The organism is Clostridioides sp. GD02367 (assembly GCF_045900275.1).
GTDB classification, from domain to species: domain Bacteria; phylum Bacillota; class Clostridia; order Peptostreptococcales; family Peptostreptococcaceae; genus Clostridioides; species Clostridioides difficile_A.
In genome coordinates this window covers 174625-196370 of the sequence record NZ_JBJODK010000003.1, presented here as the reverse complement: position 1 = coordinate 196370, position 21746 = coordinate 174625, and the positions used below count along the sequence as shown (strand labels likewise).

Genomic DNA, 21746 nt, shown 5'->3' with positions numbered 1-21746 from the left:
TGCCACAATACCTACTCATCATAATTTATTAGAGTTTGATTAAATTTTAAAACTTAGTTATAAAAATATACTATTATAATGATTTTTCTTTATTTTATTAACCATTTGACTTTATTTAGCTTTATTCTACTGCCTCAAATTAGTTCAATTTAGGTTAATAATAAAAACCTCTTATTCTGATTTGTATATATAAACTATATAATGTAATTATTTTACCTAATTTATTTTTGAAAAATAAATTATTTTTTTTAATTTTTAAATTTTTTAATATGTACCTTGAAAAATCAAACGTTTTCCTATATGATTGTAATTGTAGAATAAAACTAAATAGGCAAAACTAGAGAAATTTAGTGACGCAAAGCTATAGGGACTAAGACTTATGAAACGAGTTATGTCAGCCAGTTGCCAAAAAGATATTTTCTTTTTGTTTTTATGAAAGTTTTTTAGGGGGATAAATGATATATGTTTATAGATAAAATGGATAGATGTACGCATATACTAACTGCATATATATGCAGTTCATACGATTACTGCAATTTTATAGATACACAATTAAATGACTTTATACTAGAATATGGAGAGAACGTGGTAGAATCTTGTTTGCATCAAGTGATGGTATTGGTAAGCAGATATAATTAAAGAAATTTTATTTTCTAGAAAACCCTTTTTAGTTTTATCTACGTTTTATAATACATTAAAGAACTAATTAAAATAAGCTTCATTATCTATTTTTCATGAAGTAAACAGTTGAGTTTATCTCATATACTGTTTACCCCAATTACATAATTCTAATAATATCGATTCCAATGATTTACCACGTTTAGTAGACAAATATTCAACTTTTGGAGGAATAGTCGGATAAGAAATCCTCTTAATAAGTCCATCTCTTTCAAGATACTTTAATTCTTGTGACAGTATCTTATGACTTATATGAACAACTTCTTTTTTTAATTGACTGTAACGTATTGGCTCTTGTTTTAAAATATGCCATAAAATAATTGCCCTCCATTTACTTCCTATCACAGTCATGGTAAAACCAATTGAACAATTAAAATCTTTTTGTCTTTCTTCAATATTTGGAAATTCTTCAAAATTATTATCTATATCCATCCCAATCCTCTCTTTCAAAATAGTAAGTATCTAACTAAAAAGTGCATTCTTGTTTAGCATACTAATTCGTAATATAATCTTGATTGTAACATAGAGCCTTACATAATACTACTTTTTTAGATGTATACGTTTAAATTTTAATATAGACATATACTGTTTTATTAATTTTATTTAAATAGATAATAATAAGTAATAACTTATCTAAAGTTTTCTATGTACACAAACTACTCTAATATTTAGAAAGGATTATATAATATGAATAAAACATTTCGTCTTTATCAAGTTGACTCATTTACAAAAGAAAAATTTACAGGTAATCCAGCTGGTGTAATTACAAATGCTGATGGCTTATCTGAATCACAAATGCAAAAAATAGCAAGAGAATTAAATAATTCAGAAACTGCTTTTATTTTCAATAAATTTATTAAAAATCATCAAGAAAATTATGATGTACATATCAGATTTTTTACACCAACTAATGAGGTTCCTATATGTGGTCATGCTACTATTGCTGCCCATTATGCTAGAGCAGTAGAAAACCAACTCAATAGCACAACAGTATTTCAAAAAACTGGTGCTGGAATATTGCCAGTTGATATTATAAAAAAAGATAATGATTATGAAATAATTATGACACAAGGAAAAATTGAAGTATCTCCACCATTAAAACAAACATATCAAGAAAGATTACTTAATGCATTTGGTATTTTAAAGGAAGATATTCATACAGATTGTCCTATTGCCATAGCATCTACAGGACATTCAAAGGTTATGATTGGAATAAAGAGATTATCAACATTAAATAATTTATCTCCAAATTTATATGAATTATCGAAAATAAGTCAAGAAATAAAATGTAATGGATATTATATTTTTACATTAAATAATAAAGAAATGCTACAGGTTCATGGAAGGATGTTTGCTCCTGCAATTGGTATTTCAGAAGACCCTGTTACAGGAAATGCTAATGGGCCTTTAGGTGCGTATATTGTACATTATAAAGTAATACCTATACCTAACACACAGTTTATATTTGAAGCAGTTCAAGGAGAAGCAATAAAACGCAAAGGAAAGATGTTAGTAAAAGTAATTATTTCAGATAATAAGCCCGTTGAAGTAAAAATAATTGGAAAAGCTATAATTGCATTCTCAACAAACATAGAAATTGAATTATAGAATACATCTAAGTAAAATTTTGAACTTTTTAATTCTAATTAATACTAATTTAATAACAAACTAATTTATATACAAATTAATTTTTTTATTATTTGTTAATATATATTTATCATTATATTATATAATAATATAGATAGTTACTATATCTTAAATTAGATAAATCATAATTATATATTATTGTCAAAACTCAATTATATAATTTTTAATAATATTATTTTAGGAGGAAAAAATGATAAACGATATTAAAAATAAGTTCAAAGATTACAAACCATATATAAATGGATATAAAAATATGAAAAGAGCATCTGTTTTAATTCCAATAGTAGAAATAAATAACATACATCATATATTATTTGAAGTTCGCTCAAAGAATTTAAAGCATCAACCTAATGAGATTTCTTTTCCTGGTGGCAAAATAGAATCCAATGAAACTCCATATAATGCTGCTATCAGAGAAACTTGTGAAGAACTAGGCACTTTTAGTGACAATATAGAAATCATATCTAGTCTAGACCTACTTATAACACCTGTAAAATTTATAATACATCCTTATTTAGGATATATAAAAAACATTAACAATTTAAATATAAATAAAGATGAAGTTGACCATACTTTTTTGGTGCCTATAAAATATCTTTTAGAAAATCCTCCAAATACTTATAATAATACTGTAAAAGTTTTTCCTGATGAAAATCTACCCTATGGATCAATTCCAAACCAAAAAGATTACAAGTTTGAAAGTGGAAGTTACCCTATTCTATTCTATAAATATAAAGATTATGTAATATGGGGTATGACAGCAAAAATACTAGAAAACTTTTTAAACTTCTTATCAGAATAATACTTGTAAGTGAATATTCAAAATTTTAAATGTAATAATTCTAAAAAATATAAGAAATTAGTAAACTGTAAGTCAAAGTATATGGAGGTGCTTATAATGTTTGCAGTAGGATTTATAGTTATATCCGCAATTGCCCTTTTCATTTTAAGTATATTGTTATTTAATGGAAAAGCAAGTATGCTATTAGCAGGTTATAATACTATGAGTGATAAAGAGAAAGCTAGGTATGATAAAAAAAAATTATGTAGAAGTTCTAGCATTGTTACTTTTATTGTATCTATAATGTTGTTTATTATGGCATTTCTTGGTTATAAAGTAGAGAGTGGACAAATGGGTGAAAAAGAAATGCTTACATTTGCTGTGATATTTATAATCGTTATACTTGCTAGTGTGTTTTTCAATATCTATTATTCTAATAAGAAATGTAAAAAATAATATTTAGTAAGCTAAGCAGTTAATTAAAGATTAACTGCTTTTTATGTTTATTCTATAATATATTAGTATATAATAAGGAAATATTAATATATAGTTGGGTAAAACTTGATAAAATAGAAATAGATGTACTATCAATTTACATTTTATATCAAATTTATTTATAATAAAAACTGAAATTAACATAACATATGTAATGTATGTTTTTAAAATTTGATATATTTTGTTTTATAGTACATCTATTTTAATAAGTTTACATAATTTTATTATATTGTACAATATTAATCATTTATTAGTACTCCATTTAATGAAAAAGTTCTAGGTTCAGTAATTCTAACCATAACTAATTCCCCAATTAAATTATCATTTCCGCCTTCGAAATTTACAAGTTTATTTTGTCTAGTTCTACCAGCAAATTTATTTTCATTATTTTTACTTCTTCCTTCAACTAAAACTTCAACTATTCTATTTTTATATCCATTATTTATATCTGCTGAAATCCTATTTACAGCTTCTAACACTCTATTAAATCTCTCATGTTTTATTTCTTCTGGTATTTGATTTTCCATTTTGGCAGCAGGTGTTCCCTGTCTTTTGGAATAAATAAACGTAAAAGCTGAATCATATTTTACTTTTTCAATTACATCTAAAGTATCTAATAAATCTTCTTCTGTTTCTCCTGGAAAACCTATCATTAAATCTGTTGAAAAAGCAATGTCTGGTACTTCTTTTTTAGCCTTTTCTATTATTTCTAAATAATATTCTTTTGTATAATGTCTATTCATTTTTTTCAAAAGACTACTACTTCCACATTGTATTGGTAAGTGTAAAAATTCACATACCTTATCACAGTCTCTAATTGCATATATTACTTCATCAGATATATCTTTGGGATGAGATGTCATAAATCTAACCCTTTCAATTCCTTCTATATCATTTACTTTTCTTAGAAGTTCTGCAAATGTAACTGGATTTTCAAGTGTCTTACCATAAGAGTCAACATTTTGTCCAAGTAAAGTTATTTCTTTTGTTCCATTTGCTACAAGTTCTTTTATCTCATCAATTATATCTTCAGGTGTTCTACTTCTTTCTCTGCCTCTTGTATATGGAACTATACAGTATGTGCAGAAATTATTGCATCCATACATTATATTTACAAATGCTTTTAATTCAAATTTTCTATTACTTCTAAGCCCTTCTATTACCTCTCCATCTACATCCCAAACATCTACCAACATTTTGTCAGAATCCATTGACTCTGTAAGTAATTGTGGAAATTTATATAGATTATGTGTTCCAAATATAAGGTCTACATGTTTGTATTTTTTTCTTAGTTCTTCTACAACATGTGGTTGTTGCATCATACACCCACATACAGCTATTTTCATATTTGGATTTTTTCCTTTTAAATGCTTTAATTGTCCTAAGTTGCCATATACTTTTAGTTCTGCATTTTCTCTAACTGCACATGTGTTATATATTATTAAATCACTTTCTTCAACCATCATTGACATTTTGTATCCCATTTCTTCTAGCATTGAACATAATTTTTCTGAATCATGTTCATTCATTTGGCATCCAAAGGTTTGAGTAAACACGAGTTTTCTCTTTCCAGTTCTGTTAAAGTATTCTTCATTTTGTCTGTGTATTTGTTCTATATATTTATCTTGTTCTTGTATTTTCTCTATAGGTATTGTTACTTGTTTTCTTTTGCTCACTTCTATTCCTCCTAGTTAATTTCTTATATTACACATAACCTTAATTATATCAAATAAGAAAAATCTTTTAAAGTTTTAAAATAAATATAATTATTAATAATTTGGACAATAAAAAAATACGATAAATAGCATATATAGACACTTCTTCATTTATCTACTCTTTATGGTGTTGTATTTATGTCTACCAAGACTTCATTTATACAATTATTATTTTTATCATAAACATACTTTAAACCTTTACTCTTTGTAATTTCTCCTTCAAAGTTATTTATATCATTAAACAATATACCTATATTAGTCAACTCTTTTTCAGTTTTACCAAATCCTTCAATAACATCAAATGGAAAATGATAAATTGATTCTATCTCTCCATTTTTAATAACTGCAAATTTTCTTTTATCTTCTTCATATCCTTTTATATTTTTATTCAAAGTCATACTTTTCATCTCCTGTAATTGAATATGTTAGTGCTGCACTTTCAGAAAAATCTGTTGGTTGTGCATTTTTGGATATTTTATAATCATTAGGTTTTTCATTATAAAAATAGAATTTATCTCCATGTGCTCTATCGATTTCTAATGAGTCGAAAGAGCCTAAATCAATATTTTCTACTATATATTTAACTATCTTACTTCCATCATTTAAAATTTTATAAATGGAATCATTTACACCTACATAAATATCATCTTTACTATCTACCCTTAACACACATGGAGTTGTATTAATTTTTATTTTCCAAACAAGTTCCCCCTCTGGTGTTAGCTTTGTAATGGTTCTATCCCAACATCCTACACATACATAATCTTGACTATCTGTTACAATACTATAAATTGGACTTTTAAAATACCCCTGATAGTGCCACAACATTTTACCTTGTGGAGATATTTTTACCACTCCCATAGGAGGAGTAGATCTATAGCCATATCCAGCTATAATAGTATTTTGCTTACTATCTATATATATTGCAGTTATATAGTTTGTAAATCCTGTGTATTCCCAAATTAATCTTCCATCTGGAGAAATTCTTTGAGCTATTTTATCATATCCACCAGATGATATATAACCTAAATCATCTGTAGCGATGCATTGAATCGGTTGAGAACCCTTAATACTTAATTTCCATATTTCATCTCCATTTGCATTCAGTTTTCTAATAGATGGGTCATTGTTAACATCATTTTTTATTATGATTCCTTTATCTTTTTTATCATATTTAAGATAGGTATAAGCGTATTTTACGCCTGTTTTCTCAAAGATTAAATTACCTGAGGAATTATATTTTCTCAAACAATTATAGTTTGGACATACATACAAGTTTTCATTTTCATCTATAACCATCCCTATTACAGCATTTCCATTTTCTGTAATTGTTAATGGATAAGTTTTTAGAACATTGTCTTTTGCAACTGCTTCTATTTTTTTATTATTATAAACTAAATATATACAAGACTCTTCTTTTGAGATTAATATTTCATCAGCTTCTCCAAAATACTCTTTTATAGTCTTTATTGACATTATTTTTTCAGATAGCTCACTTAATAAACTTTGTTGTGTTACTTTTGCACCCTTTAATATCAATGCTTCTATTATATCTTTTTTTACGTTTTCAATCTCTACAACTCCATTTTCAAATGCAGTTATTAATTGTTTAAGATTTGAATCGCTTTCTAATTTTTCAATTGCCATTTAATAGCCTCCTTTATAACATATCTGCTAGTTTATTAAATGTATCTACACCTTTTGATATTTCACCAGTTAGTAATTCTTCAACTTTTCCAACTTCTTCTTTTATTGTGTTTTGTATTTTTTCAGAAGACCATGTAGTATTTTTTCCTATTCTACCATCATCTACAGTAGCATTAATAAAATGAGTTTCAGCATTTCCATTTATGACATATACATCAATTTCTGATTTAGATTCATTTCTAATTTCTATATTATTATCATCAATAATCTTATACTTTTGTGCTATATTTTCTTTAGTTAATGCATCTATAAGATTTACAACAATTCTTTGTGTCAAAAGATTATGATTTATTATCGCTTTATAATTTCCATTCTCTGTTTCTGTCCAATCATCAACTTTTGTTCTATATGTATATGCTACATTAAAACCTCCTGCAGTTAATTGGTCGATTTTTATGTTTTGCTTATTATTCTCTTCGTCAATTTTAGTATTTAAATCTTCCTCAATTTCTTCTACTTTATCATCTAGATTTTGAATATCCTTAAGTGTAGCTAATATTACACTTGGATCAACTTTCAATTCCACACTTGATGTATTAGAAACAGCTAAAATAATTCTTATAATTAAATCCTTTACACTACCAGAATTAACAGCAGGTTTATATGTCTCTGGATATTTAGATATTGCAATCATATTATTTTCTGAATCAAATATACCAACTTCTCTTATCATAAATCCACCAATATTTCCAGGTACTATTGTTTCTATAACTATCCAATTTGGATTATCTTTGTCGACCTTTACATTACTTATGGGGCATTCCCAAACAACTTTTTTAAGTTCAGCTTGATTTTCTGTTGGATTATACTCTGCCCCTGCACCATCGCCTAATTGAAGCTTTACTAAATTAACTTTGTTACCAAGAGCAGCTGCATTTGCGACAGATGCTTTACCTATTTTAGTTAAGATAGTATAATATTTTTGTTCTTCCACTGAATTACCTCCTATTTACAAGTTTATATTTTATAATTTGATATATAATCAACTTTTTAAGGTAGCATTTTAAGTTGTATATATTATTTTTGTAACATGCCTTCGATATCTAATACCTTTTCTTTTATTTCTTGTACATCTATCTTCATTATTCCCATTTCTATTAATACATTTTTATTAATTTCTTGTTGTTGTGTAGATAATTCGATAAAGTTTTCCACTGTCTTTTTATACATATCTCTATCTTCTTTCTTCTCTTGCATTGTGTTTTTGAATAAAAGGGCACATAGTATTCCTATTGCTCCCAAACTACTTAATTCTGTTACTAGCTGTTCCATAGTGTCCTCCTATTCTAACTGATATAAATTTAATAAGGTTATTTTAACTTCTGTTGCTTCTGTACTAGTTACTATTCCTTTTGATATGGTTTGTGTATTAAAAAACTCAATTCTATAATATTGGTATTTATTATTACAAGTTACCTCTATAAATTCAGCATCTGAAAAATCATACTTAGAAATATCATTCTTCCACTTGCAGAACAAATCTGGATTACAACTTTCACAATTATATAATTCTGTAAAACTAGAACCATCATTTGAGCCTAGCAGTTTAAATTTAAATGGAACTTGTGCAGTATCTTGATTTGATATTGTTGTTCTAAAATGCATTTTAATAGCCCATATTCTTATATCTTTATCTAGTTTTATTTGAACCCACTGACTTGAGTTTTGTTTTAGACCAGTTAAGTTTAAGTCATCTTCTAAAGTTTCAGTAAATGCTCTATATGCTCCCCAAGTGCTTTGACTTGATGTTGCTTCAAAAGGTTCTGGTTTATTATTAGCTGTTAGATATACTCCATAACGTTCAGTATGTTTAATTTCTGTATTATTAGAATAAACGACTATACTACCTAAGTGAATTTTATCTACATTCCTTTCACCTAAATATATTTTATTTAATTTTCTATTTTCCAATTCTATCATGCTATTTATCCTTTTATAAAATTCTCTTAGACAAAAAAAGACTATATTATAATAGTCCTACTCTTTGTCTTACATATCTGTTATTGTATATATTATTTTCATTGTTTTATCAGAAGTTTTTTCAATTGGTATAGTTAAATTATTTATTGTTGTTAACATAGCATTCAAATGATATACACTCATATATGTGTTATTTCCTGTATAAAAAGTTACAAAATAATTATTATATGTGTAAGTTGTATTATCAATATTAACACCATAAGGTTCTCCAATATATTTTTTTATTTTATCATTAATTACAACCACTTTTTTAGAGTATAAACTTCCTCCATTAGAAGAAAATTTTAGATATCCATTGTTATCAAATTTAACAACTCTATCACTTTCCAATAATTTAATAGTCTTATCTAAAAAATTATATTTATAAAATGAATATGCATCTTTTGTAACTAGGTATACAGAACTATTATTTACAGGAAAAAAACTTACTGCTCCTATAGAAGCATATAAAAATGTATTTTCTAGAACAACACTTTCTTCTGTATAACTAAAGTCTTTTTCTGATATTTTAATTATATTAAGAGTTGCATTTCCTGTACTATTTCCTAAAGTACTAAAACCATATATATAACCATCTCCACCACTTGAAAAATTTATTGATCTTTTTATCATACCTATTTCAGTTCCAGATAAGACTTTAGTTTCTAATAATTTAAAAGAATTAGGCTCATCATTAATACCAAATTCTAAAAAGTTATGTTTATACCTTGATATTTTTATATCTCCAGTTGAATTATTATTTTCACATGTATATACATACCCTTTCTCAAAATCTGCAGAAACTATAGTAGGTATATTTTCAAAAGACCTATAAGATGAATAGCAAGATGTCATTACTGAATTAAGTAAACCATAATTTCCAGCATCCTTATGAGTTAAACAAATACACTTTATAGTCCCATTCGCTTGTGTCTTGTCAAATTCCCAAACAAATTTATACCCATTATCTAATTGTTCACATTCTTGTAAAATTGGTGACCCTCTTAAAATATTATTAGCATCTTCATTAACTTCTTCTCCTGCATGGCCTATTAAATTTGCTCCAAGTGGCAAAGCAGTAATTTCAGGATTTTCTTCTATATTGTTGTCAAATAATAATATTCCTTTAAAAAAAATATTCAAAGGAAAAAATTCATTTGGTAATATTTGAGCATTTAAATTTACACTAATCAAATCTTTAACTGCATTTGTAACTATATTATTTTCTTCATATATTTCTAAATTTCCTGAACTATCTATAAGTTCTATTTTAGCATGACCTTTTGCTGGCACTTTATCACCTCTTTTATTTTACCTTTATTCCTAATGTAGTACTTTTCGTATAAATACCTGTAAATCCTGTACTTTTTGAATTTAATTCATCTGAAATATATTCATCATCAAGATTTTTAACATCCATCCTTGAAATAAGAATTTTATTCATTCCTTCTAAGAACTCTACAATGTTTTTATTATTAACATCTATTATGAACTTATCATTCATAGTTTTTACATTATTCCCTATTCCATTTGTTGATTTAAATTTACCATTTAATTCTACTTTAATAAGTGAAGTAATTTGATTTTTAGAATAAATTAAGTAGTCTCCTAAATAAATCTTATTTAATTCTTTATCACCTAGAAATATATTTTTTGCCTCTCTATTGTTTATATTAAGCATCTTATCACCCATTTATTATGTATAAGGTATTAGAATCTTTTGTCACTATATTATCATATTGTGCTTGCGTTCCAGTCCAAAAATTTAATCCTGTTATTGCTTTTGAAGTTAAATTTGGCTTATTTGTTAAATTATTATAATCACCATTAAATAGAATTGGTTTATTTGTTAAACTCTCATAATTACCATCAAAGCTTGTTTTAGAATCCCAACTTATCACTTTTTCCTGTGTAATTTCATCTAAGACAGTTTTATTGTTATGAGCATGATTTTGTGATATGTCTATGTCTGAATTTGTTATATATCCTGCATCATTTTCAAAATCAGATACTTTAGTTGGCTTATTTGTTAAGCTATTATAATTTCCATCGAAATTTGATTTAGAATCCCAACTTATCACTTTATCTTGTGTAATTCCATCTAAAACTACCTTATTTGTATGAACATGATTTTGTGAACTATCTATGTCTGAACTTGTTATATACCCTACATCATTTTCAAAATCAGATACTTTAGTTGGCCTATTAATTAAGCTATTATAATCTCCATTAAATATCTCCAGTGCTACACGTTCATCTACTTTTGTAGCTAACTCTGATATATCATCTACTAGATTCTCCTTAGCAATATTAATATCTTGAGTCATTAAATCTACAGAACTATCAATCTTACTAGTTAAGGTACTTATATTAGTATTTATATCATTTATTAAATTTTCTTTAGTGTCATTTATATCATTTATTGAATTTGTAATATCAACAATTGCTTGGCCTAATACATCCCATTGAGGAGTTGATTCTATAGCATTATCTTTGTCTAATGATTCTTCGACTTGTATTTTCATCTGAAAAGTAGTTACTATCTCTTGATTTTTTCTAAATTGAAATTCTACCTTAATTAATCCAGGCAATGCAAGAATATTGTTATCTAAAATAGCCTTTACAATGTTACTATTTATAATACAATTCTTTTGAATTAGTACTTTATCATTCTGAAAAAATGCTAATGCTGTATATCCCTCCAAATCTACCTCCTTGCCATCTTCAACCAATCTTATTGAAAAAGGTATTAGATTATCAAATTGTTTATATATTGGAACAGAATATACTTTCGTATTCAAATCAACTGTATAAGTTTTATCTCTCACTTTTTACTCACCTACCTTTTTATAATGATTGTATCCAAAAATCTTTTACATATAGATTACATTCAATATTTCCATAAAAGGTTAAACGATTACGAAAATATATACCTGTATTTGAGTATCCAGATGATTCTAGTTCAAGAACAACATTTTTCCTTTGAAATGTACCAAAATCGAATGTTAAATTTTTTTTAGCAATTTCTTGACCTACATATACTCGTATCTCGGGGGCAAATGTATTCGTCCAATCAGAAGAAGGTGGTAAATATCCGCCAGTTGCATATGCACAAGCTATATCAAAAATAATAACTAATTTAAATTTTTGATATTTTAACAAATTTAAGCTAAAATATACGTAAGGTACAATCTCAGTACCACTAGAACGCCCGTCATAATAAGAATCACAAATATTTTTGCCATTATCTGTTAACCAGAAATATCTTGAATCCTGATTAGTGATTAATCTTTCACGATTTTTTACTATATAAAGAGCATCAGCGGGTGGCTCGACTACTTCGCCACCAGAACCGCCACCAGAACCGCCACCGCCACCAGAATCACCCTCTAATAATATTCTCTTTTTAACTCCTGCATTTTCATAATATATTCTATCTTTTTCAAAAGAGATTTTCCCATTTACAGTATCTATAAAACAAGAATTTCCATTATTACTAAATTTGAATACTTCGTATTCTGGATAACCACTCTGATACAGTCCGAAAGAATTTTCTCTAATACATAGATAATTTTCATCGTCTCTTTTATACCTTAAAGCGTTGCCTATTCCTTCGTTAAAACTCGCTGTAGCATCTATTGCACATTTTATGCCTTTTTCTTCATTTACAAATAGATGAATAATTGGATTATCTGTGCTTGATTTTAACTTATCAACAGACAAAGTATCTGTTATTATATTGCTACCATTTATTCTAGTTTCTCCCTCATCTTCAAGAGAATTGAAAGTAACATATCCTTCTAAATCAATATTTATTGCAGACATCTCTATCTTTTCTGCTGATTGATTAATAGTTGATACTATGTACTCACCATCTATTTTTTTAGTTACTTCCATGACTATTTTTTCAGTATCAATAACAATTTTTGATACTGCTTCATCAACTGTACTTTGTACTATAGCTTCTATACTACCAGACAATATCTCAAACTTAGATTCTAAAGTTTCTTGTTTATCTGTAATTTCTTTTACATAGAGTTCTATGCTTTCATTTGTCTGAATAAAACCACTCTCAAGTTTTTTTAAATTACTATCAAGCCTTTGTATAGTCCTTGATGCACTTCTTACTTCCTCTTTATCTATCTTTGCTTTAACTGTAGAACTAAGGCCACCATTGTAATTTATCTTATTATCACTTATAAATGTAGCCTGTGGTATATCATCTTTATCATAGATAATTAATTTATCACCTACATCAAGTCCAAAATCACCCTGCCAATCCATACTAAAACCAGTATAAACAAAATTCTTGTATTTATTTAAAATGCTTTGTGCGACTTTTCTTATCTCACTTTCCTTATTGTAATCAAGTAATAAAATACTTAATTGTAATCCATTTTCAAAAGGGTCTCCAGCAACTACTCCATTTATGCCAACAAAATTTATTTTATTAGATTCACTACCTATAGTTACATCAAACCAATTATTACCTGTGATTTGTACATCTGTTTCTATTAAGTCTAAAAATTCTATTTTACCATATTTAACAATCAAAAAAGACCCTGCAATGACTGCACAGTCCATCAAAACTTGTCTATATGTAGCTTCATCTGAATTTGGTTTATATTCTATAAGTAAGTCATTATTATCGAATCTACGTTTTACTATCTTGTCACTTAATTTTAGATTTAAAATGTTCGCTATATCTGCGACTATATCATAAACAGTTGCTGGAAATCCTATATTTGGTTTGTAGGCTTTATCAGTTAATATAAGGGTATCATAACATTCAAGTTTTATTATTTTTCCACTTAACTCTGTTTCAAATATATAGTATTTTCCAAAGTAAATTTCTTCTATTCTTGATTGATATTCATTTATTGCTATTTCTATATAAAAATACAGGTCAAACCATTTATTTTTAAATTTATAGTCTTTAAATTTGTTAGAATAGTTATTTATTTCTACGTTTACTGATGTAGCTATTCCTCCACCAAGTTCAAACTTTTCATTATTTAAAATAGATTCTTCTATATTTATAGATATTATATCTTCATCAGTATATTTTTCATCATTTATTATAATTCTAGAACTTATAATCCTTGAATTTTCCAATATTGCTTTTTTATATTCTTGACTAGTTTCTTTCATTATTATCACATTCTTCAAACTCAGCTAATTTTTCTTGTAGTTCAATAATATAAGTATCTTTTTCATCATTAATAGCTTTTTGTATAATTAAATCGTTTTGAAGTTTTACAACCTCATTTAAAGCCTTTTGATAAAGTAATTTATCACTTATTTTTATATCCATGAATATACCTCCTTACTTTTCTATAAAATTCATTTTTAGACTTTGCCAAAATATATTATTATCTTTTTTTAATGCAACAGGCATAGACCTATCTCCTACATAAAAAGTCTTTGTCTCTATGTGCCCTAAAACAGGATCTGGATATGTTATTTTAAAAAACACATCTTTTACTTGATTTAGAAGTATAGATATTTCACTTGAATCTAAAATACCCCATTCACAACTTAACTTTCTTTTAGTTGCTATTCTATCTCGACACATCTCTCCTTTTGCATTTCTATTACTTTCTCCATCTATATCAGTTAAATCTACTTGAAAAACTGTAGGAGCAATTATGTCTACACCATTTATAGATAACATATCACCACTCCTTATAATTCTAATATTGTTTTGCCTGTTTTTCTTTCCATTTGTCTAAACGCTTTTATTACAACTTCACCCATTTTATTTCCATCCATTTTTAATTCTACTGTCAAATCTCCACTGGTATTATTATTTTTTCCTAATCCATTCATTCTTTCCATAATTTTGTTAGCTAATAAATCAAGTCCTTGCGTATTATTTTCAAGTGGTACTACAGCTTCTGTTCCTCTTTCTCCAACCATACTTAATGTTGGTTGTTCAATGATACCTCCTTTTGCAAGAAGAGGTATTTTAGGTATTCCAAAAGAATTACCTCCAAGACCAGGAACCCAATCTGGAATATCAAATTTAAGACTTCCTAAGCTACTATTAAATAATTTTATAACGGCATTAAGTGGTGCTTTTACTATATTTACAAGACCATTAAATGATTTTTTAAATACACCTGGTATGGCATCTATGACTGATTTTATCTTAGTTCCCATTGAATTAAAAAATCCACCAATGTTACTACATACTCCACTTATAAAATTCTTCATATAACCAAATATTTCTGAAGCTTTCTTTTTTATTGTGTCCCAGTTTTTATATAAAAGCACTCCTATTGCTATAAGTGCTCCTATTGCTATTACAACTATACCTATTGGACTTGTTAAAAAAGTTATTGCTGCTCCAAATGCAGTTGTCAAACCAGTTGCAACTATACATATAGCATTCCATGCACCAGTTGCAACAGTTAATGCAACTTGAGCTCCAGTATTAATTACAAATTGTGCAGCTTGTTTTACAAGCTCTAATGTTCCTCTAGCTATATTTACTATAAAATCTTTTGCATAAAGTGCAGTTATTGCCATAGTTTCTATTTTATCTGCTATCTTAGCAAGTGTACAAGCTTTTAGAGCACTTCCTATATTTCCTATAACACTTATAAGTCCACCTGACATTTCTATAAAACCTAATAATTTAGTAATTTCCCATGCAACAAAAAATGATGTTACCAATGCGATTATAGTATCTAAAACAGGTTTACCATCATTTAGTAACCAGTCAATTATATTTGTTAAAGTATCTAGTAAATATCCTAAATTATCTAGAATAAAAGAAATTGCTGGACCCAATATATTTATTAATCCATTTGCAAAAGGTGCTATAAATTCTGTTATTATGTAACCAATTAATTCAAATAACTTTGCACCTAATTCTATTAGCCCTTGAAATAAATGACTTCCACCTTCATCCCAAACTAATACAAATTTTGATGATAAATTTTCAAGAACCCCTATAACCGAATTAATTACTTCAAATGTATTTGCTACATCTGTACCATTATTCCAAGCTTCTCTAAAAGACTCTCCTATATGCTTTATCAGTGTTAATAAATTACTTATAGTATTACAAATACCTTGAATAATCTGATTACCAATATCTCCATTTTGCCATGCTGTTCCAAAAGCATTTGCTATATCTCCTATAATACCAAAGATGTCTGTTAGTATTTGAAGTATCAATGTATTTATTTCTACCCCTGTGCCATTATTCCATACCTCAACAAAAGTTTGACCTATATTATTTATCAACTCTAAAATAGAATTTAGCATATCAAATGTGGTTTGTATTAATATTGTTCCTGTTTCATTACTCTTCCAAGCTATATCAAATGCACCTGCAATACTTCCTATAATATCAAATATTGTTCTAAGTAAATTAAGTATATTTGTACAAAATTCAATACCTGTACCATTATTCCAGACTTCTATAAAAGAGTTACCTATATCCCTAATAATCCTTAAAACATTTAATAAAGCATCTGATATACTTTGAATTAATTGAGTTCCTAAATTGTTAGATTCCCAAGCTACTATAAAAGCATTGTTAATATCTCCTATAATATTAAATATGTTTTGAAGTATCTGAAGAGTAGTAGTCAATATTTCTGTTCCTGTACCATTTGTCCATACTTCTTTAAATGAGGAACCTATTGATTTTATTACATCTTTTATACTTGTAAATGCATATTTCATGCTATCAATAGTTGCTTGACCCTCTTTACTCCAAGCATCTTGAAATGGTTTAAACATATCAGCTAACATTTTATTTAGTTCTTGATTTACTTTTGATAAATTTCCTGTATCTATATTAGGGCTAATAGGGGAAGTTACATTTCCCATATCTCCTAAGCCCTCAGTATCTGAATTTTTAGTTAGTGTATTTATCTCATCAAAACCACTTATTAATCCTTTTATTTTTTTTGCTGCATCTTTTGATGCATCACCAATACCATTTATTGAATCACTTGCACCATCAGAGTTATTTCCAATTGATTCAATATCTTTGGGTATAGAGCCAAAACTACCAGATGATGCATTATCTCCAAAAACAGATTCTGTGAAAGCTTTAAATTGTTGTGCTGCAACTTGTAGTTTAAGTATAAGTGTATTTAACATTTTTACAACTGGTGTAAGCATATTAATAAGAGCTTGACCTAATGTAGCTTTTAAAACATTGAATTGCTCTGAAAGTATTCTAGTCTGATTTGCCCAAGCTCCTTGAGTCCTGACAAAATCGCCCTGTGCATCTTTTGTAACACTTAGTAAGTAATTGTATCTGAGTAAAGTTTGTTCTGATTGACTCATATTTTGATATGCTTTAGTTATTCCTTTTGACATTGCATATGCCTCTAAGTTAGCAACTGACATATTAATACCTAATTGTCTTAATGGTTCTATCTCTCCTGCTATACCACTTCTTATTTTATTAAAAGATTCTTCTGAATCAAGATTATAAAATGAAGACATATCTGCAGATAATTGTGTTATAGTTTTAGACATATCAGCAGCTTGCTTAGTTGATAATCCAGAACTTTTAAGCATAGCTCCCATAGTTCCAGTATATCTTTTAGCAGCTGTTTCTGACATACCCATTTGAGTTATAGAAGTTTTAGCAAAATCATTAATATCCTGTGCCATACTTCCAAAGGTAACATCTACCACGTTCTGTACTTCGTTTAAATCAGAGCCTAAATCAATACATGATTTACCAAATGCAGCTATTGCAGTTACACTTAAAGCTACTCCTACCATTTTACCTACTCCACCAAAAGCACTTCCAATTGTTGATTTAGCTCCATTTGCTATACCACTTAATTGCTTATTAAAAGTTCCCTGATTTATATTTAAGCCTAAATTTATAGTACCTACACTAATACTCATCTATGCACCTCCCTTCTAACTAAAGGTTTCCTTACACCAATTTTGAAAGTTATTTATATAAGAAGAATAATTATTTTTATCTTCTCTAAGCTTTTTATTACGTTTTAATATCCAATCATTTCTTATCTTTCTCTGTTCTTTAGTAAAACCTTTTAATATTTTAGGGTCTTTTTCAGCTCTAATTGATACAATTTGACCAAGAGGTGTTTCTGGCATAATTCCAGATAATAAAGAACAAAACTCCGACCAAGACATATCAATCTCAGTTCGGAGTCTTATTCCATATTGTTTTGCAAAACTTGATTCTATTAATTCCCAATCTTCATATAAATCATAAAATCCATCAGATTTATTTTGAGTTTTGAAATCGACTTTCTGTATCTTCGTAAGTTTCTCCTGATATAGCAGCCATAACTGCTATAAATATAGTTTTGTAATCTACAAATGAAAGCTGCATTGAATCTATTTCCTTAAATGCCTTTTCCCCAAGTAATAGTTTCAAAGCATCATCTATAAGCTCAATTTCATTTGAATTATTCTCAGACATTCTCTGATTTACTATAAGAACAGTATTTTTACTGTTATTTACAGTATATATTTTACCTTCTGATATTTTTATTTTTGGTTTTTCGTTTGTTAATTTCGTTGATATATCTATTATATTTGACATACTTTAACTCCTCTTATTAATATTTCTAACTTTCACTAGAACCTGATGCAGGTGTATATATTGGTTTCCCATCACTTAAGGCTTCCCACTCTAATGCATCTGTAGCAGTAGAATCTCCACCCATGCTAGTTACATTTATTATACAATCAAACTTAAGAGTTGCTCCATCTGGAAAATTAATTGAAAAGACACTATTACAATCTTGTCCATTTTTAAAAGCAAGTCCTGCTATATAATCATTGCCAGGGTCTCCATAATTTCTTTTTCCTCCCATAGATACTGATAAAGACTTAGATGTCATTAACCTTCTTGTCCATCCGCCTTGATCCATAGGATTCCATTCTTCTATATTTCCATCAATACTAACACTTAATGATTCTGCATCCTTAACAATAGTATCTGCATCACCAGTTCTACCAGTTGTATTGACTCCAAATGTTAAGTCATACACAGGTACTACTCCACTTTTTCCTGCCATTTAATCACTACCTTTCGTAAATTATATCTAAATCAATTACATATTCATAAATTCCATTTTCATCAGTACCTAAAAATACTGGTTCATCATTTTTCATAATAAAAAAAGCACTTACTTTATTAATGACAACGGTTTGTCCATTAAATAAATCATAAATGCATCTAGAGATCTTTTCAGTTGTGTCACAATTTTTATCCCAATGAATTAAAATTGTGATAGCTTTAGTAGATGTTGATGTACTTGCAAGTCCACCTACAGCTATTGTGTTATTGTTACTATTTTTATTATATATACCTATTACTTTTTCTTTATTAGCATCTATCTTACCAATATAAAATGCAATGTTTTTATCACTTATGGTCTTCTTTAACCATTCTTTAATATCCTTAAGATACATTTTACACTCCAGTTAACTTTTTATAGCATTTATAATATGCTTTTTCTGAGAAATCTTTTTTATTTCCTTCTGTAAAAACTTCTAACCATCTACCTTGTGCGTTCTTATTTTTGTCTTTTCTAAAATTATACTCAGGATGATAATATAAACGTCTAGCATATGGTGTATCATATGTTATTTTAAGCTGTCCCTTATTAAGTAACTTCAAATTTATGCTTACAGATTCTTCAAGTACTCCTGTTTGTTTTGGCACAACTTGCATTGTATTAATTTCTGTTTTTAAAGCTTCTGCTGTCATTTTAGCAGCTTGTCTTTGAGCTTTTTTAAGTTTATTAATTTTAGTATTATTTATTTTTATATCAATACTTAATTTACTTCTAAATGGATTTTTAATTATAATCAACTCCAAAATAAAAAAGTACTTGATATAACAAGTACTCTTTAATAATTATTATGCCCAAAACTGTTTACCACATTTTAGACATGTAACTCTAACTTTTTTAGCATTTGCATTTCCAGCAATAAGACCAATCCCTCCAACTGCCCATGCTCCAACTACTGCTTTTCCTATACCAAAACCCTTTTTATGTGCTGATAGAGATGTTGATCCACACTTAGGGCAACGAGCTGTTTTTTTGTCCTGTTTCATAGCCTTTTTTTGTTGTTTTATATTTAGTTTTGTATTTTTAATTTCAAGTTTGAGTTGTTCTTCTTGAAGTTTTTTCATTTTATTATTATATTTCTTTTCATCATCAATTTTTTTGATTGATTCATATTTTTGTATACTACCTAAACTATTATTTCTAAAATAATCATCAACTATCTTTTTACACTGAGTTAAACTCAAATTGGTTAATTGATTTATTCTTTTTATAGAATTAACCTTATTATATTCACATTCTTCTATAATAGAAGCTATATCTAAATCTGCTATTAATAACTCTTCCAATGCATTTTCTTCTTCTATATCCTCTTCTAACTCAGATATAATATCTAGATCATTTTGATATTTTTCTTCATTCTTAAAATGCTCTAACTTCAACACATCTAAATTTTCATTAGTTATTCTTTTTATTGAATCAACTAATTTATTTATATTTTTTTTACTTTTTATTTTTAAACTCACACTGTACTTATATTCATTTTCTTTAAATTCTATTAATATTCTATCTTCTGATGTATAAATTTTTAATATGTTTTCTTTTGGAATAAAAAGTTTTGGATTCATTACTGCATCAAACAACAACCCTCGTTCTATAATAATTGTATTTCCTATAGCTCCAATTTTAACCCCTTCTATCCCACAATAATGTTCAGACATAATGCAGCAAATATATTTAAATATGCCACCTGATTCTTTAACTATTTTATTGAATTTGTCTTTAGAAATTATCATAAAAATCTCCCCCTTTTAACAAAATAATAGCACATATTAAGACAAAATGAGGGCTTTTTTTAAATTAATTCTATTTCAGTAGAAAAAATTGAGCCATCTGGATTCCTAGGTTTTGATACTCTATAAATATCTCTTTTATTACCTTGTATTTCAATATATCCTTGCAATATTTTATTTGGATAAATATCACCTTCACAAATAATCTTTCCAACTAAAGTTATAAGTTTTCTTTCTTTATCTAAAGTTTGTTTAGTTTTTTCAGAATAGTTACACATATCATCAAGTATCAAACTTTCAATAGGCTCTCCATCTTCACTTATATAAGTACTATATATCTTAACAGGTGTAACTAAAATCCATTTAGGAAATGGTAGTTTCATCTATATCTTCCTACAAGTAAGACCTGTTTGAGATAAATAGTTAATTATTTCATTTGTAGTAGTTATACCATTTATAGTACTTGCATTAAAGCTTAAAGATATGTCCCCTGCTGAATACCCACTTAAAGGCATATCAATATATTCTCCATACTTATATATGAAATCCGCTTGTATACACACAGCTTTCTTTATTTTATCTCTTTGAAACTCTGTTAAACTATCAAAACCTATAGTAACAATTCTATTAAATGTTAAAACATCTATTTGGTCAGATGCTCTTTCTAATTTACTAATTAACTTTTCATCTTCTATAAGATTTCCACCATAATCGTTTTTATAGTATTCTTCTGTCGCATAAGGCACTTTATCACTTCCTATTTACGTTTTGGTTTAGTTATTTTTTCTTCTAATCTATCGTTTATTATCTTATAGCCATGTTCATTAAACCATTCAATCAAAATGGGATTAGTGGTTTCACCAATCCCATTTTGAAAATATACATTGGCACTTAAACCATTATATTGACTATTTGGTGCTATTACTTTAGCCATCTAATC

At 27.4% G+C, this 21746-nt stretch carries 27 protein-coding genes and 1 riboswitch; of the genes, 4 read left to right on the top strand and 23 right to left on the bottom strand.

Features of this window, described 5'->3' with window-relative positions:
• Positions 1-320 precede the first annotated feature (320 nt).
• A riboswitch (cyclic di-GMP riboswitch) is annotated at positions 321-410 on the top strand.
• A gap of 52 nt (positions 411-462) precedes the next feature.
• Positions 463-639 carry a hypothetical protein gene (locus Q3223_RS05180; RefSeq protein WP_054270407.1) on the top strand — a complete coding sequence of 59 codons (177 nt, stop codon included), beginning with the start codon at positions 463-465 and terminating at the stop codon, positions 637-639.
• Positions 640-753: 114 nt separating this feature from the next.
• Here Q3223_RS05180 and Q3223_RS05175 read toward each other — a convergent pair whose 3' ends face one another.
• A complete protein-coding gene (locus tag Q3223_RS05175; protein ID WP_003428797.1) occupies positions 754-1110 on the bottom strand; it encodes a helix-turn-helix domain-containing protein in 357 nt (118 codons plus the stop codon).
• A gap of 255 nt (positions 1111-1365) precedes the next feature.
• Between Q3223_RS05175 and Q3223_RS05170 the strand changes: the two genes are divergently transcribed.
• The 3 genes from Q3223_RS05170 (at position 1366) to Q3223_RS05160 (ending at position 3562) form a co-directional block, all read left to right on the top strand.
• Positions 1366-2286, top strand: coding sequence for a PhzF family isomerase (locus tag Q3223_RS05170; protein ID WP_167641083.1), 921 nt, complete (start codon positions 1366-1368; stop codon positions 2284-2286).
• Between the two features lie 229 nt (positions 2287-2515).
• Positions 2516-3127 carry a CoA pyrophosphatase gene (locus Q3223_RS05165; RefSeq protein ID WP_021384775.1) on the top strand — a complete coding sequence of 204 codons (612 nt, stop codon included), beginning with the start codon at positions 2516-2518 and terminating at the stop codon, positions 3125-3127.
• A gap of 96 nt (positions 3128-3223) precedes the next feature.
• A complete protein-coding gene (locus Q3223_RS05160) occupies positions 3224-3562 on the top strand; it encodes a DUF3784 domain-containing protein (protein WP_407811727.1) in 339 nt (112 codons plus the stop codon).
• A gap of 278 nt (positions 3563-3840) precedes the next feature.
• On the opposite strand, the gene miaB is transcribed toward Q3223_RS05160, so the two are convergent.
• The 22 genes from miaB to Q3223_RS05050 all read right to left on the bottom strand — a co-directional run bounded on the left by miaB (position 3841) and on the right by Q3223_RS05050 (position 21740).
• Positions 3841-5277: a tRNA (N6-isopentenyl adenosine(37)-C2)-methylthiotransferase MiaB gene (gene miaB, locus Q3223_RS05155; RefSeq protein ID WP_167641081.1), complete on the bottom strand. Its 1437-nt coding sequence runs from the start codon at positions 5275-5277 to the stop codon at positions 3841-3843.
• Positions 5278-5438: 161 nt separating this feature from the next.
• Positions 5439-5714, bottom strand: a complete 276-nt coding sequence (locus Q3223_RS05150; protein WP_407811726.1) for a hypothetical protein — start codon at positions 5712-5714, stop codon at positions 5439-5441.
• Positions 5701-6963: a hypothetical protein gene (locus Q3223_RS05145; RefSeq protein ID WP_407811725.1), complete on the bottom strand. Its 1263-nt coding sequence runs from the start codon at positions 6961-6963 to the stop codon at positions 5701-5703. The genes Q3223_RS05150 and Q3223_RS05145 overlap by 14 nt, the downstream gene beginning before the upstream one ends.
• A 13-nt stretch (positions 6964-6976) precedes the next feature.
• Entirely contained in the window at positions 6977-7957 is a 981-nt protein-coding gene (locus Q3223_RS05140) for a phage tail protein (RefSeq protein ID WP_243193798.1), read from the bottom strand.
• A gap of 83 nt (positions 7958-8040) precedes the next feature.
• Positions 8041-8295 carry a hypothetical protein gene (locus Q3223_RS05135; RefSeq protein ID WP_243193799.1) on the bottom strand — a complete coding sequence of 85 codons (255 nt, stop codon included), beginning with the start codon at positions 8293-8295 and terminating at the stop codon, positions 8041-8043.
• Positions 8296-8304: 9 nt separating this feature from the next.
• Positions 8305-8943 (bottom strand): discoidin domain-containing protein, encoded by a 639-nt coding sequence (locus Q3223_RS05130; protein WP_223153021.1) that lies wholly within the window; start codon positions 8941-8943, stop codon positions 8305-8307.
• 69 nt (positions 8944-9012) lie between these two features.
• Positions 9013-10275, bottom strand: a complete 1263-nt coding sequence (locus Q3223_RS05125) for a hypothetical protein (RefSeq protein WP_407811724.1) — start codon at positions 10273-10275, stop codon at positions 9013-9015.
• A gap of 13 nt (positions 10276-10288) precedes the next feature.
• Positions 10289-10663, bottom strand: a complete 375-nt coding sequence (locus Q3223_RS05120; RefSeq protein ID WP_243193801.1) for a hypothetical protein — start codon at positions 10661-10663, stop codon at positions 10289-10291.
• Positions 10664-10667: 4 nt separating this feature from the next.
• The gene (locus Q3223_RS05115; RefSeq protein ID WP_407811723.1) at positions 10668-11810 is read right to left on the bottom strand and encodes a hypothetical protein; all 1143 of its coding nucleotides are present in this window, start codon (positions 11808-11810) and stop codon (positions 10668-10670) included.
• A gap of 19 nt (positions 11811-11829) precedes the next feature.
• Positions 11830-14133, bottom strand: a complete 2304-nt coding sequence (locus Q3223_RS05110; protein ID WP_407811722.1) for a hypothetical protein — start codon at positions 14131-14133, stop codon at positions 11830-11832.
• Positions 14120-14296, bottom strand: coding sequence for a hypothetical protein (locus Q3223_RS05105; protein ID WP_407811721.1), 177 nt, complete (start codon positions 14294-14296; stop codon positions 14120-14122). The genes Q3223_RS05110 and Q3223_RS05105 overlap by 14 nt, the downstream gene beginning before the upstream one ends.
• 12 nt (positions 14297-14308) lie before the next feature.
• Positions 14309-14656, bottom strand: a complete 348-nt coding sequence (locus Q3223_RS05100) for a DUF6711 family protein (RefSeq protein ID WP_223153016.1) — start codon at positions 14654-14656, stop codon at positions 14309-14311.
• Between the two features lie 11 nt (positions 14657-14667).
• Complete coding sequence (locus tag Q3223_RS05095) at positions 14668-17868, bottom strand: hypothetical protein (RefSeq protein WP_407811720.1); 3201 nt, start codon at positions 17866-17868, stop codon at positions 14668-14670.
• Between the two features lie 15 nt (positions 17869-17883).
• Positions 17884-18249 carry a Gp15 family bacteriophage protein gene (locus Q3223_RS05090; RefSeq protein ID WP_235626737.1) on the bottom strand — a complete coding sequence of 122 codons (366 nt, stop codon included), beginning with the start codon at positions 18247-18249 and terminating at the stop codon, positions 17884-17886.
• Entirely contained in the window at positions 18218-18538 is a 321-nt protein-coding gene (locus Q3223_RS05085; protein WP_223153014.1) for a hypothetical protein, read from the bottom strand. Before Q3223_RS05085 ends, Q3223_RS05090 begins: the two co-directional genes overlap by 32 nt.
• A 25-nt stretch (positions 18539-18563) precedes the next feature.
• Positions 18564-19016: a phage tail tube protein gene (locus tag Q3223_RS05080; RefSeq protein WP_021384770.1), complete on the bottom strand. Its 453-nt coding sequence runs from the start codon at positions 19014-19016 to the stop codon at positions 18564-18566.
• A gap of 7 nt (positions 19017-19023) precedes the next feature.
• The gene (locus tag Q3223_RS05075; protein WP_219673962.1) at positions 19024-19413 is read right to left on the bottom strand and encodes a minor capsid protein; all 390 of its coding nucleotides are present in this window, start codon (positions 19411-19413) and stop codon (positions 19024-19026) included.
• A gap of 1 nt (position 19414) precedes the next feature.
• The gene (locus tag Q3223_RS05070; RefSeq protein WP_407811719.1) at positions 19415-19822 is read right to left on the bottom strand and encodes a minor capsid protein; all 408 of its coding nucleotides are present in this window, start codon (positions 19820-19822) and stop codon (positions 19415-19417) included.
• 42 nt (positions 19823-19864) lie between these two features.
• Complete coding sequence (locus Q3223_RS05065) at positions 19865-20809, bottom strand: hypothetical protein (RefSeq protein ID WP_407811718.1); 945 nt, start codon at positions 20807-20809, stop codon at positions 19865-19867.
• A gap of 59 nt (positions 20810-20868) precedes the next feature.
• Positions 20869-21189, bottom strand: a complete 321-nt coding sequence (locus tag Q3223_RS05060) for a hypothetical protein (protein WP_407811717.1) — start codon at positions 21187-21189, stop codon at positions 20869-20871.
• A complete protein-coding gene (locus tag Q3223_RS05055) occupies positions 21190-21552 on the bottom strand; it encodes a hypothetical protein (protein ID WP_021384765.1) in 363 nt (120 codons plus the stop codon). It lies immediately after the preceding gene.
• 11 nt (positions 21553-21563) lie between these two features.
• On the bottom strand, positions 21564-21740 hold the full coding sequence (locus tag Q3223_RS05050) for a hypothetical protein (protein ID WP_021384768.1): 177 nt from the start codon (positions 21738-21740) through the stop codon (positions 21564-21566).
• Positions 21741-21746: the final 6 nt, after the last annotated feature.

Bases quoted from the DNA above. Each gene is read 5' to 3' on its own strand.
- Q3223_RS05180 (WP_054270407.1), top strand. From the start codon at position 463: ATGTTTATAGATAAAATGGATAGATGTACGCATATACTAACTGCATAT.
- Q3223_RS05175 (WP_003428797.1), bottom strand. From the start codon at position 1,110: ATGGATATAGATAATAATTTTGAAGAATTTCCAAATATTGAAGAAAGA.
- Q3223_RS05170 (WP_167641083.1), top strand. From the start codon at position 1,366: ATGAATAAAACATTTCGTCTTTATCAAGTTGACTCATTTACAAAAGAA.
- Q3223_RS05165 (WP_021384775.1), top strand. From the start codon at position 2,516: ATGATAAACGATATTAAAAATAAGTTCAAAGATTACAAACCATATATA.
- Q3223_RS05160 (WP_407811727.1), top strand. From the start codon at position 3,224: ATGTTTGCAGTAGGATTTATAGTTATATCCGCAATTGCCCTTTTCATT.
- Q3223_RS05150 (WP_407811726.1), bottom strand. From the start codon at position 5,714: ATGACTTTGAATAAAAATATAAAAGGATATGAAGAAGATAAAAGAAAA.
- Q3223_RS05145 (WP_407811725.1), bottom strand. From the start codon at position 6,963: ATGGCAATTGAAAAATTAGAAAGCGATTCAAATCTTAAACAATTAATA.
- Q3223_RS05135 (WP_243193799.1), bottom strand. From the start codon at position 8,295: ATGGAACAGCTAGTAACAGAATTAAGTAGTTTGGGAGCAATAGGAATA.
- Q3223_RS05130 (WP_223153021.1), bottom strand. From the start codon at position 8,943: ATGATAGAATTGGAAAATAGAAAATTAAATAAAATATATTTAGGTGAA.
- Q3223_RS05120 (WP_243193801.1), bottom strand. From the start codon at position 10,663: ATGCTTAATATAAACAATAGAGAGGCAAAAAATATATTTCTAGGTGAT.
- Q3223_RS05110 (WP_407811722.1), bottom strand. From the start codon at position 14,133: ATGAAAGAAACTAGTCAAGAATATAAAAAAGCAATATTGGAAAATTCA.
- Q3223_RS05105 (WP_407811721.1), bottom strand. From the start codon at position 14,296: ATGGATATAAAAATAAGTGATAAATTACTTTATCAAAAGGCTTTAAAT.
- Q3223_RS05100 (WP_223153016.1), bottom strand. From the start codon at position 14,656: ATGTTATCTATAAATGGTGTAGACATAATTGCTCCTACAGTTTTTCAA.
- Q3223_RS05095 (WP_407811720.1), bottom strand. From the start codon at position 17,868: ATGAGTATTAGTGTAGGTACTATAAATTTAGGCTTAAATATAAATCAG.
- Q3223_RS05085 (WP_223153014.1), bottom strand. From the start codon at position 18,538: ATGTCAAATATAATAGATATATCAACGAAATTAACAAACGAAAAACCA.
- Q3223_RS05080 (WP_021384770.1), bottom strand. From the start codon at position 19,016: ATGGCAGGAAAAAGTGGAGTAGTACCTGTGTATGACTTAACATTTGGA.
- Q3223_RS05075 (WP_219673962.1), bottom strand. From the start codon at position 19,413: ATGTATCTTAAGGATATTAAAGAATGGTTAAAGAAGACCATAAGTGAT.
- Q3223_RS05065 (WP_407811718.1), bottom strand. From the start codon at position 20,809: ATGATAATTTCTAAAGACAAATTCAATAAAATAGTTAAAGAATCAGGT.
- Q3223_RS05060 (WP_407811717.1), bottom strand. From the start codon at position 21,189: ATGAAACTACCATTTCCTAAATGGATTTTAGTTACACCTGTTAAGATA.
- Q3223_RS05050 (WP_021384768.1), bottom strand. From the start codon at position 21,740: ATGGCTAAAGTAATAGCACCAAATAGTCAATATAATGGTTTAAGTGCC.